The sequence below is a fragment of the Aminobacter sp. P4_D5 genome, assembly GCF_056401815.1.
On sequence record NZ_JBFUIP010000063.1, the window covers coordinates 1 to 14,243 of the forward strand.

General features: G+C 61.2%; 12 protein-coding genes. 3 read left to right on the forward strand and 9 right to left on the reverse strand.

Annotated features, from left to right (window positions below):
- The first annotated feature begins 356 nt into the window (after nt 1–356).
- Both AC1DWF_RS15430 and AC1DWF_RS15435 read left to right on the forward strand, forming a co-directional pair.
- Complete coding sequence (locus AC1DWF_RS15430) at nt 357–1,547, forward strand: DUF937 domain-containing protein (RefSeq protein WP_476783699.1); 1,191 nt, start codon at nt 357–359, stop codon at nt 1,545–1,547.
- A gap of 459 nt (nt 1,548–2,006) precedes the next feature.
- Nucleotides 2,007–3,380, forward strand: a complete 1,374-nt coding sequence (locus tag AC1DWF_RS15435; protein ID WP_476783700.1) for a cation diffusion facilitator family transporter — start codon at nt 2,007–2,009, stop codon at nt 3,378–3,380.
- Between the two features lie 65 nt (nt 3,381–3,445).
- Here AC1DWF_RS15435 and AC1DWF_RS15440 read toward each other — a convergent pair whose 3' ends face one another.
- From AC1DWF_RS15440 to AC1DWF_RS15465, 6 genes are all read right to left on the reverse strand, one after another.
- Nucleotides 3,446–4,288, reverse strand: coding sequence for an aminoglycoside phosphotransferase family protein (locus AC1DWF_RS15440; RefSeq protein ID WP_476841810.1), 843 nt, complete (start codon nt 4,286–4,288; stop codon nt 3,446–3,448).
- An 11-nt stretch (nt 4,289–4,299) separates the two neighbouring features.
- On the reverse strand, nt 4,300–5,622 hold the full coding sequence (locus AC1DWF_RS15445; RefSeq protein ID WP_476841811.1) for a hemolysin family protein: 1,323 nt from the start codon (nt 5,620–5,622) through the stop codon (nt 4,300–4,302).
- Nucleotides 5,623–5,730: 108 nt separating this feature from the next.
- Nucleotides 5,731–6,963, reverse strand: a complete 1,233-nt coding sequence (locus AC1DWF_RS15450) for an HlyD family secretion protein (protein WP_476783703.1) — start codon at nt 6,961–6,963, stop codon at nt 5,731–5,733.
- A 3-nt stretch (nt 6,964–6,966) separates the two neighbouring features.
- Nucleotides 6,967–7,467 carry a hypothetical protein gene (locus tag AC1DWF_RS15455; RefSeq protein ID WP_476783704.1) on the reverse strand — a complete coding sequence of 167 codons (501 nt, stop codon included), beginning with the start codon at nt 7,465–7,467 and terminating at the stop codon, nt 6,967–6,969.
- A 185-nt stretch (nt 7,468–7,652) separates the two neighbouring features.
- Entirely contained in the window at nt 7,653–7,847 is a 195-nt protein-coding gene (locus AC1DWF_RS15460) for a hypothetical protein (protein WP_476783705.1), read from the reverse strand.
- Nucleotides 7,848–8,398: 551 nt separating this feature from the next.
- Nucleotides 8,399–8,572 (reverse strand): hypothetical protein, encoded by a 174-nt coding sequence (locus AC1DWF_RS15465; protein WP_476789636.1) that lies wholly within the window; start codon nt 8,570–8,572, stop codon nt 8,399–8,401.
- Between the two features lie 238 nt (nt 8,573–8,810).
- Between AC1DWF_RS15465 and AC1DWF_RS15470 the strand changes: the two genes are divergently transcribed.
- The gene (locus tag AC1DWF_RS15470; RefSeq protein WP_476783707.1) at nt 8,811–9,116 is read left to right on the forward strand and encodes a hypothetical protein; all 306 of its coding nucleotides are present in this window, start codon (nt 8,811–8,813) and stop codon (nt 9,114–9,116) included.
- 337 nt (nt 9,117–9,453) lie between these two features.
- Here the strand turns inward: AC1DWF_RS15470 and AC1DWF_RS15475 are convergent, their stop codons facing one another.
- The 3 genes from AC1DWF_RS15475 to clpB form a co-directional block, all read right to left on the reverse strand.
- The gene (locus AC1DWF_RS15475; RefSeq protein ID WP_476804381.1) at nt 9,454–10,845 is read right to left on the reverse strand and encodes a L,D-transpeptidase family protein; all 1,392 of its coding nucleotides are present in this window, start codon (nt 10,843–10,845) and stop codon (nt 9,454–9,456) included.
- Between the two features lie 230 nt (nt 10,846–11,075).
- Nucleotides 11,076–11,438 carry an MmcQ/YjbR family DNA-binding protein gene (locus tag AC1DWF_RS15480; protein ID WP_476785083.1) on the reverse strand — a complete coding sequence of 121 codons (363 nt, stop codon included), beginning with the start codon at nt 11,436–11,438 and terminating at the stop codon, nt 11,076–11,078.
- 27 nt (nt 11,439–11,465) lie between these two features.
- Complete coding sequence (gene clpB / locus AC1DWF_RS15485) at nt 11,466–14,069, reverse strand: ATP-dependent chaperone ClpB (RefSeq protein WP_476841812.1); 2,604 nt, start codon at nt 14,067–14,069, stop codon at nt 11,466–11,468.
- Between the last annotated feature and the right edge of the window lie 174 nt (nt 14,070–14,243).

Consider the following 14,243-nt stretch of genomic DNA (forward strand, 5'->3'; position numbering starts at 1 on the left):
CAAGGGAACGTCCCCGCCGTGGAAAACCTCTCCACGCCTGCTCTCAAATCACCACCATGCGTCACGTGGCATCTCGGCGAGCTGGGTTCAAAGGCCCCGACCGTCAACCTCGGCCATTTGTTCAAAGACCGGGTGCGGTACGTGGGTTGCTGACGGCTTCCATAGATAGCCTCGGCCCGCGCGGGCGCCGCCACCACATCTAATTAGACGCAGCTTAAATACAACTGGTGATACGACCGCACGGCTGTTAAACTCAGTGGCTGGACCTAGCCGTCCAATAGCCCGACCACGGCGGTTTCCCGTGCAGTCATGATCGCCGAGGTCCCCTACACTCCCAACACAGGAGGAGGACGATCGTGGCAACAAATCTCATCTCGCTCGTAATGCAATCCCTGACACCCGACATGATCAGCAGGATCGCGGCTGTTTTTGGCCTGGACGCCAACGCGACACAGAAGGTCGCCTCGGCAACAGTACCCGCGCTGTTCGGAGGGTTCGCCAAGGTGGCCGCCACGCCTGATGGAGCGCGAAAACTCTATGATACGGTGTCGCAACAGTCGCCTGGCATCCTGGACAGCTTGAACAGTGTACTCGGTGGATCAGGCCAAAAGACCCTCGAGCAAAACGGGCTAAATATGGTTTCGTCTCTTTTCGGAGGCTCGACCACGCAAACGCTTGCCAGCACGATATCCAGATTCGCCGGCGTCGACCCCGGCGCATCCTCGTCTTTGCTCGGACTTCTCGCCCCCGTGGTTACGGGCGCACTGGCAACGCAGGCCACCGCCGGCAATCTTGATGCATCGGGCCTGGCCCGGATGTTGAGTTCGCAGAAAGCCAACATCCAGGCTGCACTGCCCGCCGGATTTGGCGACCTCCTGAAGGGATCAGGCTTGCTCGGCGATATTGCTGGCGTGGCCGGACAGACCACCCGCGCCGCAAGCCCGGCGCCGCAAACCGCAACCTACGCCCCTCAGCCGGCTTCGCGAGCAGCCACATCCACAGCTTCGTCGATGAACTGGGCATATTGGGCCATCCCGCTCGCCGTCGTTCTGGCCGCCGGATGGTGGATGTTCGGCCATAGAACGACACCGCCCGTCAGGGAACAGGCCGGAACGCAAACCCAGCCGATGGCGGCCTCCCCGGAAACGACAGCATCCGTTGCCCCAGGCGGCTTGGCAGCCAGCGCCATGCAGGCTTTGACAGCACTCAAGGGCGTGCCTGGTGGGACCGACATTGCCAACCAGACCACTTCCGCACTCGATCTGCTGAACAACTCGTTGAATGGGGTCAAGGATGCGGCAACCGCCGAGACCGCCCTGCCCAAGCTTCAGGACGCGCAGGCGCAATTCGGCAAGATTGGCGGACTTGCCGCGCAGCTGCCAACGGCAGGGCGTGGCGCGCTCGCCACCGTCATCACGGCCTCAATGCCGACGATCAACAAGCATCTCGATCAGGTCCTGTCGATACCTGGCGTCGCGGCGATCCTGCAGCAACCGGTCGACGCGCTGCGCACCAACCTGGAGACCCTGGCGAAGGCTCCGGCTTAAGCCTCAGCACCCGGGCTTAGCCTCGGTCGCTGCGTTTGGTTCCGATGACACGTCTCAGCTGGCCATTGCTGGCGCAGGCAGCTTGTGCCGATTGACCAAATTGCCGAGCGCTGCTGCTGCGCGCCGGTTCATGTCAGGGTGTAAATCTTCCACGACAACGTCATCGGCCGGCCTTGGAGAGATGCGGGTCGGGCGCGGCGTGTCTTGCTTCTGCAAATGCGCACATGCAAATGGCTCTCAACAGCAAGCAATTGTAATTGTTGACTTTTTTCAGCCTTCAGCTTGCTTGACTGCGTATCGGGGAGTAGCAACCGCTTGCAAGCGGGAGCGCGTCAACATGCTCGCGCAAGCCGCGTGGCGCGCCCGGTCGGTGTTTCACCGGCTCTGCAAGACCGAGGTCGATCAACCTCCAGGCGCACGACAATCCATGTCGCCGCTTGTCCGAAGAAGAGAAATTTCATGCAAAAAGACAAAGAACGGGTGGCGCTCGTTTCGATGCTGTCGAGCGCGTTTCTTGCCCTTTCGAAGTTCGCAATCGGCTTTCTGACCGGCAGTATCGGCCTCATTTCGGAAGGCGTTAATTCGTCGTTGGATTTTGTCGCGACGCTTGTCACCTGGTGGGCCGTGCGCGTCAGCAACAAGCCGGCCGATGAGGTTCACCACTACGGCTACGGCAAGATGGAGAGCATGGCCGCCCTGTTCCAGGTCCTGCTGCTGTTTGGCGCTGCCGGTTGGATTGGGTTCGAGGCCATCAGGCGCCTTTTCGGTGAACCGCACCAGATCGAAGCCGCCCCCATCGCGATTGCAGTGCTGGTGGTGTCGATCATTGTCGATTTTTGGCGTGTCCGGGCGCTGCGCCGGGTTGCGATGGCGACAGGCAGTCCTGCGCTTGAGGCGGACGCCTTGCATTTTTTTGCTGACATGCTCTCCTCAGGTGTCGTCCTCATCGGCATCGTTCTCGTCACCCTTGGCTACCTGTCGGCCGACGCCATCGCCGCGTTGATTGTCGCCTGCTTCATCGTCGTGGCTGCGGTCAAGCTTGGTCGCCGCGCCTTCGCATCGCTGGTCGACGCGGCACCGGAGGGCATGGATTCGACGATCCAGGCGGCAGTGAACAAGGTTCCCGATGTTGTTGCAGTCATTCGCACGCGGGTACGCATGGCAGGTGCCGCCCCCTTCGTCGAAGTGCTCGTCGCCGTCTCCCGGGCGCTGTCGCCCGAGCGCCTCGCCAGCGTCAAGGCCGAAATCGTGCGCGCCGTGCATGAGGGATTTCCGAACGCCGAAGTGACTGTCGAAACCGAAGCACGGTCGGTTGACGACGAAAGCATCGAAACGCAAGTTCGCATTATCGCGGCGAACCGGGGCGCCGCCATCCATCGGCTGACCGTGCAGCGTGTGGGCAAGGACCTGTCGATCAGCCTGGACATTGAAGTGGACGCCGACCTCAGCCTCGACCAGGCCCATGCCGTCGCAAGCGACCTTGAGGCCGCAATCCGCCAGGAAGTCGGCAAAGATACTGAAATAGACACCCATATCGAACCCAAGACGGCCGAATGGCTGGATGGCGGGGCCCCTTCAAGCGAGGAGCATCGCGACATCGAGCGCTCCTTGGTCGCGTCCGCAGCGCAAGGAGGGGTTGTGAAGGACGTCCACAATGTTCGCATCCGCGCGACGAGCATCGGGCTGATCGTGAACTTTCATTGCAGGCTTCCGCCTGACATGCCGGTGACGGAGGCGCATGCCGCCGTCGACCAGTTGGAGCGGGAAATCAGGTCCCTGCATCCAAATGTCGGCCGCGTCATCGGCCACGCCGAACCAGCGCGGCAGAGATAGGCGCCGAAGCGGCGATTTGGCGGAGGGGCAAGCCCCAAAAATCGGCGCGACCGGTGGCCGTGGGCTCAGGATTTTTGCGGCGATGGTCCGCGCATCAACGTTTCCAGTCCTGCTTCGAGCGCATTTGCATCGCCGTGCTCCACTCCAAAGAGCACGTCCAGCAGTGGGAAGGTGCCGCGATAGAAGCGGACACGGTCCCGCATCATCGCCATGTCTGGATAATGCGGCTCCATCAGCGCAACGAAATCATCGCCCAAGCCGGCAGACAAGCTTGCAAAGTCATAGGCTGGATCGCCGGGTCCGGATCCGGCGAAGTCGATGATGCCCGAAACGCAGCCACCGTCGATGAGGATATTTCCCGGACCGAAATCGCCGTGGATGATGGCTCGTGCCGGAGGTTCGTTGCCATCTGCGAGGAAACTGTCGAACCGATCGCGGATGGACGCGCCGATTTCGCGAGGCACAAGCGGAAACACCTTTGCCTCGACCTTGCTGAACAGATCGCGCCATTCGGCAAGATGGTCATCTGCTGCGCGGGCTGGCAGGGCGTCGAGGGCAATGGCGTGAATATCACGGAGAAAGCCCGCGAGGCTACTCGCCAGTTCCTGTTTGTGCTCGTCATCCAGCTCTGCGACTGAGAGCAAAGGTTTGCCCGGCAATTTGGGATGAACCGCGATTGCATGCGTGCCGATGGTGCGCAGTTCCGTTGCGGGTACAGGCAAGGGCAGCTGCGAGGCCAAAACGGCAAGGACGTTGGCTTCCCACGCAAGATCGCTTCGGGCCTGGCTGTGCCGTGGCACCCGCACGATCAGTGTGTCGGTGGCCAGAACGAAATTGTTCTGCCCAGTGTCGATGACAGACGCGGACAGCATTTGTGGAGCGTGCAGGGCTGCCGCGATTTCCGGCACTGTTGGATGCATCATCCAGCCCCCCGGCGGGCGAGCAGCTTGTCGATGCGCTTGCCATCCATGTCGATGATCTCGAAGCGCCAGCCCTCATAGTCAAAGGTTTCACCGGCATCCGGAAGGTGGCCAAGCTGGAACAGGGCAAAGCCGGCAATCGTGTGAAAATCACCTTCCGCCGAACCCGATCGGAAGCCGAGGCGCGCAAACGCGTCGTGCGCCAGCATCATGCCGTCGATCAGCAGCGAACCATCCTCGCGCACGACGATGTCTGCTTCTTCTCCTTCCACGCCAGGCAGGTCGCCGGCGATGGCTTCAAGCAGATCGGTCTGCGTGACGATGCCTTCCAGGCTGCCATATTCGTCGATGACGATCGCCAGGCGCACCGGCGCTTTCTTGAATTGCTCAAGCACGCGGAAGATCGCCGTTCCCTCGTGAACGGTGACTGGCTGGCGGATCACTGCCATCGGATCGAGAGCCTTGCCGTCGAGCACCTGCTCGAGAAGGTCCTTCTTCAAGATCATGCCCAGCGGTTCGTCGACGTCGCCGCGGCCGACAAGAAGCTGCTCGTGGCGGCATTCGCGGATGGTGCGCAGCATCTCCTCGGGACTATCGTCGGYGTCGATCCAGTTTACGTCGCGGCGCGGCGTCATGATGTCGGCGATACGCCGGTTGCCGATGTTGAAGACGCGATCAACGACCTCCTGCTGGGCTTGATGCAGCAGTCCCGCCTCCTGGCTCGCCGCGACGAGAAGCTTCAGCTCGTCGGGTGAATGCAGCGACCCCTCCCCCGTCCCCGGACGCAGCCCGCAAAGGCGCAGGACGAGATTGCCAAGCCCGTTGAGCCCGATGATTGCCGGACGGAGCAAAAGCAGAAACAGGCCGAGCGGACGCACGACCCATAGGGCGGTAGTTTCGCTGCGCTGGAGGGCAAGGCTCTTGGGCGCGAGTTCACCCAGAACGATGTGCAGCGTGGTGATGATGATGAAGGAGATCGCAACCGCAAACGCGTGAGAACCTACCGTTGCAAGCGGCCCTGGCAACGCGCTCAACAATGGTTCGATCAAATGGGCGAGTGCGGGCTCGCCGACCCAACCCAGCGCAAGCGACGATATGGTGATACCGAGCTGGGTGGCCGCGAGATTGGCGTCGAGATTGTCGACCGCGCGCTTCAAGGCCGAGGCATTGTGCCTGCCGGCATTGACCAGTTCGGTCACCCGGCTGCGGCGGACGGCGACGAGAGAAAATTCGGCCGCGACAAAAAAGCCGTTGGCGGCAACGAGCAGAAGTACGGCGAGTATGCCGAGCAAATCGGACATACTGCCATCGGAACTAGACATGGTCTCCTTTTGGGCGGCAGGCCGCCACGGGCTGTGGATGGGAAACCCACCTATAGCATGGCTTTGTCGTATTGCTACGACTGCGCCCGGGACGGCCTACGATGCCTGTCAGTGCCCTCCGAAGACCAAAGTCTGCATGGGAAGGAGTAAGGCCTGCAACCGAAGGATCATCGCATGGACCAGGCCGACGGTGTCGATGACATGAAGGAACAACCAGCGCGGCGTGCTTATGCTTGGATCGGCGAGCGCATCGTGATTGTTGGTATAAGTGTTGGCGATGCAACTGCCACCAGGGGGTATGCCTTCAAGCTGGCCGGCAAAAAGCGGCTCCAGAAAAACCGTGATCGTGCCTGGTTGCGCCATCTGCTGGATGTCGACGAGTTGATCCGTCGGGCGGACCTGACCGGCGGCGATGACATCTTGGACCTGTGTCACCACCATGGGAATGATCGTGTAAGGTTTGCCCAGGCAGGTCGCCTCGGCGATCATGCCGACCTTCAGCACCTGTGACTCGATCTGCCCGAAGCCTGCGATGAGCGCGACCTTGCCTGCCTCAGCCGGGACGAGGATACCGGCGGGCCGTAGCAGCGGGTTGACGACGTCGCCCGGCCTAAGCGTGAATTGCTGAAGGGTGCCTGCGACACCCGCACGCACAAGTGTCTTGTCCAGCGCGACCTGCGCCTGTGCCAGCGCAGCTTCGGTGCTGGCTTTCTGGGCTGGCAGAAGCGAGGAAATCTTCGTCTCCAGCGTCAGCTTGTTTGACAGAGCGGCATCAACCGCGCCCTTGCGGCCGTCGGCAGCCACCTGCAGGCGTTCGATCTCGCGCACCGCGACGACGTTCGGATCCCGCCGCCGCAACTCCGTCCTGGTCTCAAGCTCGTCCAGCGCCTGCTGATACGCGCCTTGTGCCTGTGCGATCACGCCGTCCGCCGCCGCCAGCTCAGTTTGCGCCACAGTCGCCTCGGCGTCGATCTCCGCTATGCGCCGACGCGCGGACTCCCGCGCAGCCTCCTGCTCGGAACTGTCGAGCCTGAACAGCGGCTGGCCGGCTTCAACCTTCTCGTTCAAGCCGACGAACACCTCCGCGACGCGGCCGCCGGATTCGGGCAGGACCGAGATCGTACGGAACACGGCCGTGACATTCGACGTGGTGGGATGGAAGTAGAAGATCAGGGTGATCAGCGAAATCGTCAGGATCAAGCAGGCCGTGATCCCCCAGCGCAGCTCGTACCACATGGTGTAGAGCGTGATCTCATGCCTGATCCGCTTACCCTGGACATAGCGGCGATAGAGATAGTCCGGAAAGATCGTGAGCATGGAGCAGAGCATCAACTCAAGCATGGCTCAGTTTCCCTCTTTCGGCGCATGCGCCTCACCTGTCGAACCGGGCTTGATCGGCGACGGCCCGGCGCGATGCGTATCGTGTTCTCGTGCCGGCGTTTCGGGCGGCTCCGCGAATGCCTCAGGGGCACCGACAGGCCCAGAGCCGGTCGCCATTGCCTGCTGGATATCGCGTCTTCCAACAAGCTTTTCGAGAGAGGCCGCAATCGACTGCATCGGCGTGGAGTAATCAGGAAACTCGACCATCGCTAACAACAGCGCTGCGATCCAGAACAGGTGATTGTGCGTGATAAGGGAAATCAGCGCCAGGACGGCCACAAGCTCCATCTGCACCTTGCTGGTGCGATGCGACATGCGCTCCGGCACGGCATGGAGCTGGAAGTACAGATTGCCGATGGCAAGTACGACCACCAGCAAGAAGACGGCCATCACGTTGAAAAGGATATCCGTTTGTCCAGGCGCAGTGATGAAGAACGGCAGATGTTCGATCGCCACCGGGTGCATCGGCGGCGCCTCCTGAGCAAAGGCTAAGGAGCTGAAGAGCAGGCTGGGTATCCACAGGACTGCCGCCGGAAGTCCCGAACGCATGAACGATGACATTTGTCCTACTGCCCTCTCTATGCAAGCCAGGCGCGGCGACCGGCTTCAGTTGGAACGCTGCAGTGCTCGTGGAAGAAGAATCGTGACGGTTAATGTCGAAGCGGCGTGGCTAATTCCCTATTCAGATGAGCAGTTCGTGCGTTGACGATTGCGTCGACGGCGCGTTGCAGCTCCGATTTCGCCAGATTAGGCGCAAATTTTTGATGGAGCCAATAGCCAAATGCAAGCAACGCCAAAAAACCGCTGACAATACCGTGGGAAGCCGTCTGCTGCGGCAATTGCATTGGCCACGCCTACATCGATGGCAGCCGCGCATCGCTGCCTGGAGTGCGTTCAGACCGACGGGCATTCGGCGACGAAGCGCTACTGCTTGTCAGCCAGCGCCACGTTTGATTACCTTCGCTTGCTGCCTATCAGGAGACTGCAATGCCAAGATCATGGTTTTTGTCGACGGGACTTGCTTTTGCCCTGCTGGCCTCGCCGGTGGCGCTTCCTCCGGAGGCAAGTGCCCAGTCCAATGTCAACATCAGCATCAGCGTTGGCACCAATCTCAACAGAGGCAGAGGGATAAGCTGCAGTCAGGGCGAAAGGCTGCTTCGCAATCGCGGCTTCCGGGATGTGCGCCGTGTAGACTGCCGCGGTCGGTTCTTCGTCTATCGGGCATGGCGAGGAAACGCTCGCTTCGAGATCGCTGTCAGACAAAGCGACGGCCGTGTCGTCGACATGCGCCGCATCAGTGGCAGAAGATAGTCCTGGGCATGAAAAGCCGGCCGGGTCGACCCGTTTGATGAGCCGCCTGACGGGCGGCGAGAGTGGTGGGTCGGCGCAACAAAGCCTATCCCGCGATCGATCCGACGACGAGCGCGCCCATGACTGCCGCAGTGGCAATAATCGCTACCATGGTGATGGTTTGAACAACCCCGATAGTGGCAGCTGCGGCCACCACTGCAGCCAAGGCTACAACCGCTGTGAACACCAACACAGGCCTCTTTCGCAGAACTTCGATCATGGACTCGATCCTTTCTTCTTTCCCCCTTATCTAACGCCCCGCATTTGAAACGCCATATCGCGCACCTGCGACATGAGGACCGTTGCAGGGGAGGATTTAAGCCAACGACCTCCAGCCTGTGAGCCAAGCGCGCTATCGACACGCTCCACCTGACTTGAAACTGTCACCCTCCGTTTGACGGGTGCCTCGGATCGCATCGGCCCTTCGCGCGTTTGTGTAGCGAATGGGAGCCAGATCAATGAACGTCGCTAACCTGCAACTCGAAGGCCTGTTGATGGCCATTGCATCTATCAATCATGTGCTTGTCCGCAAGGGCGTGCTGTCGACCGAGGAAATCGACATCGCCTTGCGCAGGGCCGAAGCGAGCGAAACAGCCGAGGAGCGATCCGACGGCATGTCGTCGTCGAACCGGGACGCCATCAACTTCCCCATCAGACTGCTGGAACTGGCCAACCGCTGCCAGCCCGAAGCGGATATCCCCTCGTTCTCTGCCCTGGCCCGAATGGTGGGCCAGATGAAAGAGCCCTACAACGACCAGCTGTGAGATAGGGCTCCGGGGAGCCGCGTGGACACTTCGCCGGGGAACATCAGAATAACGTGATGCAATATGGGTTGCCCCCGCCATAACGGCTGGTTACGCTCCAACATAATCAGAGAGCGAGAACAAACCGGCAAAAGCGCCCCAACAAAGGCAACTCATGACCGAAATCAGCAAAGCGGCAATCGCCTACTCAGCCCTTATCCTGCTCGCCAACGTGACCTTGGTATATGCCATCATGGGGCTCGTCACCGAGCCTTAAGCTGGTTTCGGCCAGCACAGCCCTGCCCCAGAGCCCGTTCCATTCCGATCGAAAACCGGAACCCCTTTTCGGGATCATTCCCTATTCGATGAACTCGACCGGCACGCCTGACTTGACGATCTTGGCGAGTTCACGCGCATCCCAGTTGGTCAGGCGCACACAGCCATGGCTTTCGGTCTTGCCGATCTTGGAGGGGTCGGGCGTGCCATGGATGCCGTAGGTCGGCTTGTCCAAAGCGATCCAGACCGAGCCGACAGGACCGTTCGGACCCGGCGGGATGGTCAGGACCTTGTCGTTTTCGCCCTGCTTGAAATTGATCTTTGGGTTGTAGGTGTAGTTGGGATCGAGCGCGATCCGCGATACCGCATGAATGCCCGTCGGCGACGGCGTGTCGCCCGACCCGATCGTCGCCGGATAGGCCGCGACCAGCTGGCCTGCCTCATTGTAGGCGCGGACCTGTTTCAGCCCCTTGTCGGCGACGATGCGCGCGACCGGCTTGTTCACCAGCTTGCCGAAATTGGCGACTTTGACGATGGTGCCGGGCCGGTTGAAATTGGCCTCCGGATTGAGCGCCTTGAGATAGGTCTCGTCCATGTGGAAACGCTCGGCCAGCATTTCGGTGACCGAGGTGAAGGACATGCGCTCGAGCATTGCCTTTTCGCTGTAGTCGGTGGGAATCGACGCGACATACGGGCCGGCCGCGTCTTCCGGCGTGATCGTGTAGGAGCCGAATGCGTCGCCGCCGGTCTCAAGCAGCGCCTGCTTGATGCCAGCGGCGTCGGTCGATTTGAGGCTGGTGCCCGTCATCTCGTTATAGGCTGCGAGCGCCTTGTCGACATTGGAGCCGAAGCGTCCGTCGATGACACCAGGGGAAGCACCGGCACGATCGAGCAGGATCTGCAGGCCAGCGACGTCCTCGCGACCCTTGACGCCGATGGACGGCTCTATGGACGCGCCGCCACCCGATCGCATCGGGTTTTCGGGAAGCGCCAGCTGGTCATCCGAGTTGGGCAACGGCTCGCGTTCGACAAGCTGCTGGCCGGGCGCCTCGGGAAAGGCATTGGGATCATTGTTGTAATAATCGTCGCCGCCGCCAAAGGGCTCGGACGGCATGGCAGGCGCATCGTCGGAGTAACCGCCGTTCTGCACCGGGCCGAGCAACTCGTCGCCCTGGCGATAATCCTGTTGCAGCTGCTGGCGGCGCAGTTCGCGGCGCAGCGCCTGACGATTGTATTGGGTCTCCGGCGGCTGCACGGCAATGACCTTGCCGGTATAGGGATCGACAAGCACGCGGTTTCCTCGGCCGTCGTAGAATATCTCGACGTCGGTGTCCTGCGCCAGGCGGATCGCATGCGGATCTGTCGCCACGCGGCGCGCCTCGAAGCGCCCCTCGACAGGTGCAACCGCAGCCATCCCCTGAAGCACCGACAGCCCGGTCGCCACGGCCGAAAGCACAATAATCTTGCGCAACATGGTCCCCAAATCTCTCCGAATCTCGACCGCCCCCAAGGCGATCCCGGTGGAATCATGATTATCCACCGTCATCAAATAACGATCTGCTAACCCTTCCAACATGAACGCGGCATGAAAATGACGGCACTTCTAGAGCCTGTTCCATTCCGATAGAATCGGAATGGGGCTCTATCTTCTTGGTGGAGCAGGATCTTTTTCGAAAACCGGTTCCCACTTTTCGCGATCATGCTCTATGCGGGCAAGCCAAGCTGCTTGCGCGTTGCCTTGGGAAGTTTTGCGGCGATAAGACGATGGCTTTCGCGGAGGTAGTCCTTGAGACCTTCCCCATCCATGCTCTCGTCGTTCTGGCGCTGGATCCATGTCATGCCGCGCGAAGCGAGGTAAGGCGCGGGCCTGAGCCCGGGCTGCTCCTTGAGGATGTCAAAGGCCATCTCGGAGCACTTGAAGGTGACGGCAAGCGCTTCGCCACCGCCAAAGCCGCCGATGGCAAACACCTTGCCGCCAACCTTCCAAACATGAGCGCCGCCCCATTGCACCACATGGGTGGTGTGGGGCAGCGAGGCGCAGAAGCCGTTGTATTCGTCCAAGGTCATTCTGCGCCCCGCCAGTATTGCTACACTTTAAGCCGCGGCTTCCGTCACCACGGTCGGCTTGGAGCGGAAGTTGAGCCGATCCGAGCCTGCCGTGATCTTGACGGTCGAGCCGTCGAGGATTTCGCCGAGCAGAATCTTCTCGGCGAGCGGGTCCTGCAGCTCCTTTTGCATGACGCGCTTGAGCGGGCGCGCGCCATAGGCCGGGTCGTAGCCCTTGTTGGCCAGCCAATCGATCGCATCCTTGTCGAGCGACAGCGTGATCTTGCGGTCGGACAACAGCTTTTCGAGCCGCTTGAGCTGGATTTCGACGATCTTGCCCATGTCCTGGCGACGCAGGCGATGGAACAGGATGATCTCGTCGACGCGGTTCAGGAACTCGGGCCTGAACGCGCTCTTTACCACGCCCATGACGTCGTCGCGGACCTTGTCGACATCCTCGCCCTCGCCGAGTGCCACCAGATATTCGGCACCGAGGTTGGAGGTCATGATGATCAACGTGTTGCGGAAGTCGACGGTGCGGCCCTGACCATCGGTCAGGCGGCCGTCATCGAGCACCTGAAGCAGCACGTTGAAGACATCGGGATGCGCCTTTTCGATCTCGTCGAACAGGATCACCTGGTAAGGCCTGCGACGCACTGCTTCGGTCAGCGTGCCGCCTTCCTCGTAGCCGACATAACCGGGAGGCGCGCCGATCAGCCGGGCCACGGAGTGTTTTTCCATGAACTCGGACATGTCGATGCGCACCAGCGCATGCTCGTCGTCGAACAGATAATCGGCGAGCGCCTTGGTAAGCTCGGTCTTGCCGACGCCCGTTGGTCCCAGGAACATGAACGAGCCGATCGGGCGGTTCGGATCCTGCAGCCCAGCACGTGCGCGCCGCACCGCCTTGGAAACGGCCTGCACGGCTTCGCCTTGGCCGACGACGCGAACGCCGATCTCGTCTTCCATGCGCAACAGCTTCTCGCGCTCGCCTGCCAGCATCTTGTCGACCGGAATACCCGTCCAGCGCGACACGACATGACCAATATGCTCGGGCGTCACGGTCTCTTCGACCATGGTGCCGCGGCCTTCGAGTGCTTCGGCCTCGACGAGCTTCTTTTCGAGTTCGGGGATGCGGCCATAGGCAAGCTCACCCGCCTTCTGGAACTCGCCCTTGCGCTGGGCGATGGCGAGTTCGTTGCGCGCTTCTTCGAGCTTGCCCTTGAGGTCGGCGGCGAGCCCGAGMTTTTCCTTTTCCGACATCCACTGGCTGGTCACCTGGGTCGACTCTTCCTCGAGCCCGGCCAGCTCCTTTTCGAGCCGTTCGAGACGATCGCGGGAGGCGTCATCCTTCTCGATCTTGAGCGCTTCGCGCTCGATCTTCAGCTGCATGATGCGGCGGTCGATCTCGTCGAGGGCCTCGGGCTTGGAATCGATCTGCATGCGCAGCCGCGAGCCTGCCTCGTCGATCAGGTCGATCGCCTTGTCSGGCAGGAASCGGTCGGTGATGTAGCGGTTGGACATCGTGGCGGCTGCAACCAGCGCAGAATCTGAAATGCGGACCTTGTGGTGCTGTTCGTATTTCTCCTTCAGCCCGCGCAGGATCGAGATGGTGTCCTCGACCGTCGGCTCCGAAACGAAGACCGGCTGGAAGCGGCGGGCAAGGGCGGCATCCTTTTCGACATGCTTGCGATATTCTTCAAGCGTGGTGGCGCCAACGCAATGCAGCTCGCCGCGCGCAAGTGCGGGCTTCAGAAGATTGGACGCGTCCATCGCGCCATCAGCCTTGCCAGCGCCGACCAGCGTGTGCATCTCGTCGATGAACAGGATGATGCCACCGGCAGCCGCGGTGACTTCCGAAAGCACGGCCTTCAGCCGCTCCTCGAACTCGCCGCGATACTTCGCGCCAGCAATCAGCGCGCCCATGTCGAGCGCCATCAACTGCTTGTCCTTCAGCGATTCCGGCACGTCGCCATTGACGATGCGCGAAGCAAGGCCCTCGGCGATGGCGGTCTTGCCGACGCCCGGCTCGCCGATCAGCACCGGATTGTTCTTGGTCCGGCGCGACAGGACCTGGATGGTGCGGCGGATCTCGTCGTCGCGGCCGATGACCGGATCGAGCTTGCCGGCACGGGCATCCGCCGTCAGGTCGCGGGCGTATTTCTTCAAGGCATCGTATCCCTGCTCGGCAGTTGCCGAGTCGGCGGTACGGCCCTTGCGGATTTCATTGATCGCGGCATTGAGCGCCTGCGCGGTGACGCCCGCCTTGGCGAGTATCTCGGAGGTCTTGGCCGACTTCTCGACGGCGAGCGCGGTCAGTAGACGTTCGACGGTGACAAAGCTGTCGCCGGCCTTCTTGGCAAGGTCCTCTGCTGTCGAAAACACCTTGGCGAGCGGCTGGGCCATATAGAGCTGGCCGTTGCCGCCCTCGACCTTCGGCAACGCATCGAGCGCTGCCTCGACGCCAAGCTTGGCGTCGTTGGCACGGCCGCCGGCGCGTTCGATCAGCGAAGCGGCAAGGCCTTCGTCGTCATCGACAAGGACTTTGAGGATATGTTCGGGGGTGAACTGCTGGTGGTTGCGCGAAAGCGCCATCGTCTGGGCGGACTGGATAAAGCCGCGGACGCGCTCGGAGTATTTCTCAAGATTCATTCTATGTCTCCATTCCGTACCCGGCCCGCTTTGCGGCACCGGTTAGGCTCAAGGTGACGGATCCGCCCAAAAGGGCCGGACCCAACTGAGCGTGATATGGTGAGTAGGACGATATCCCTCAAGGTGCATTGATCGAAGTCAAAAAACAAAAACGGCGAGGAATTTCTCCCCCGC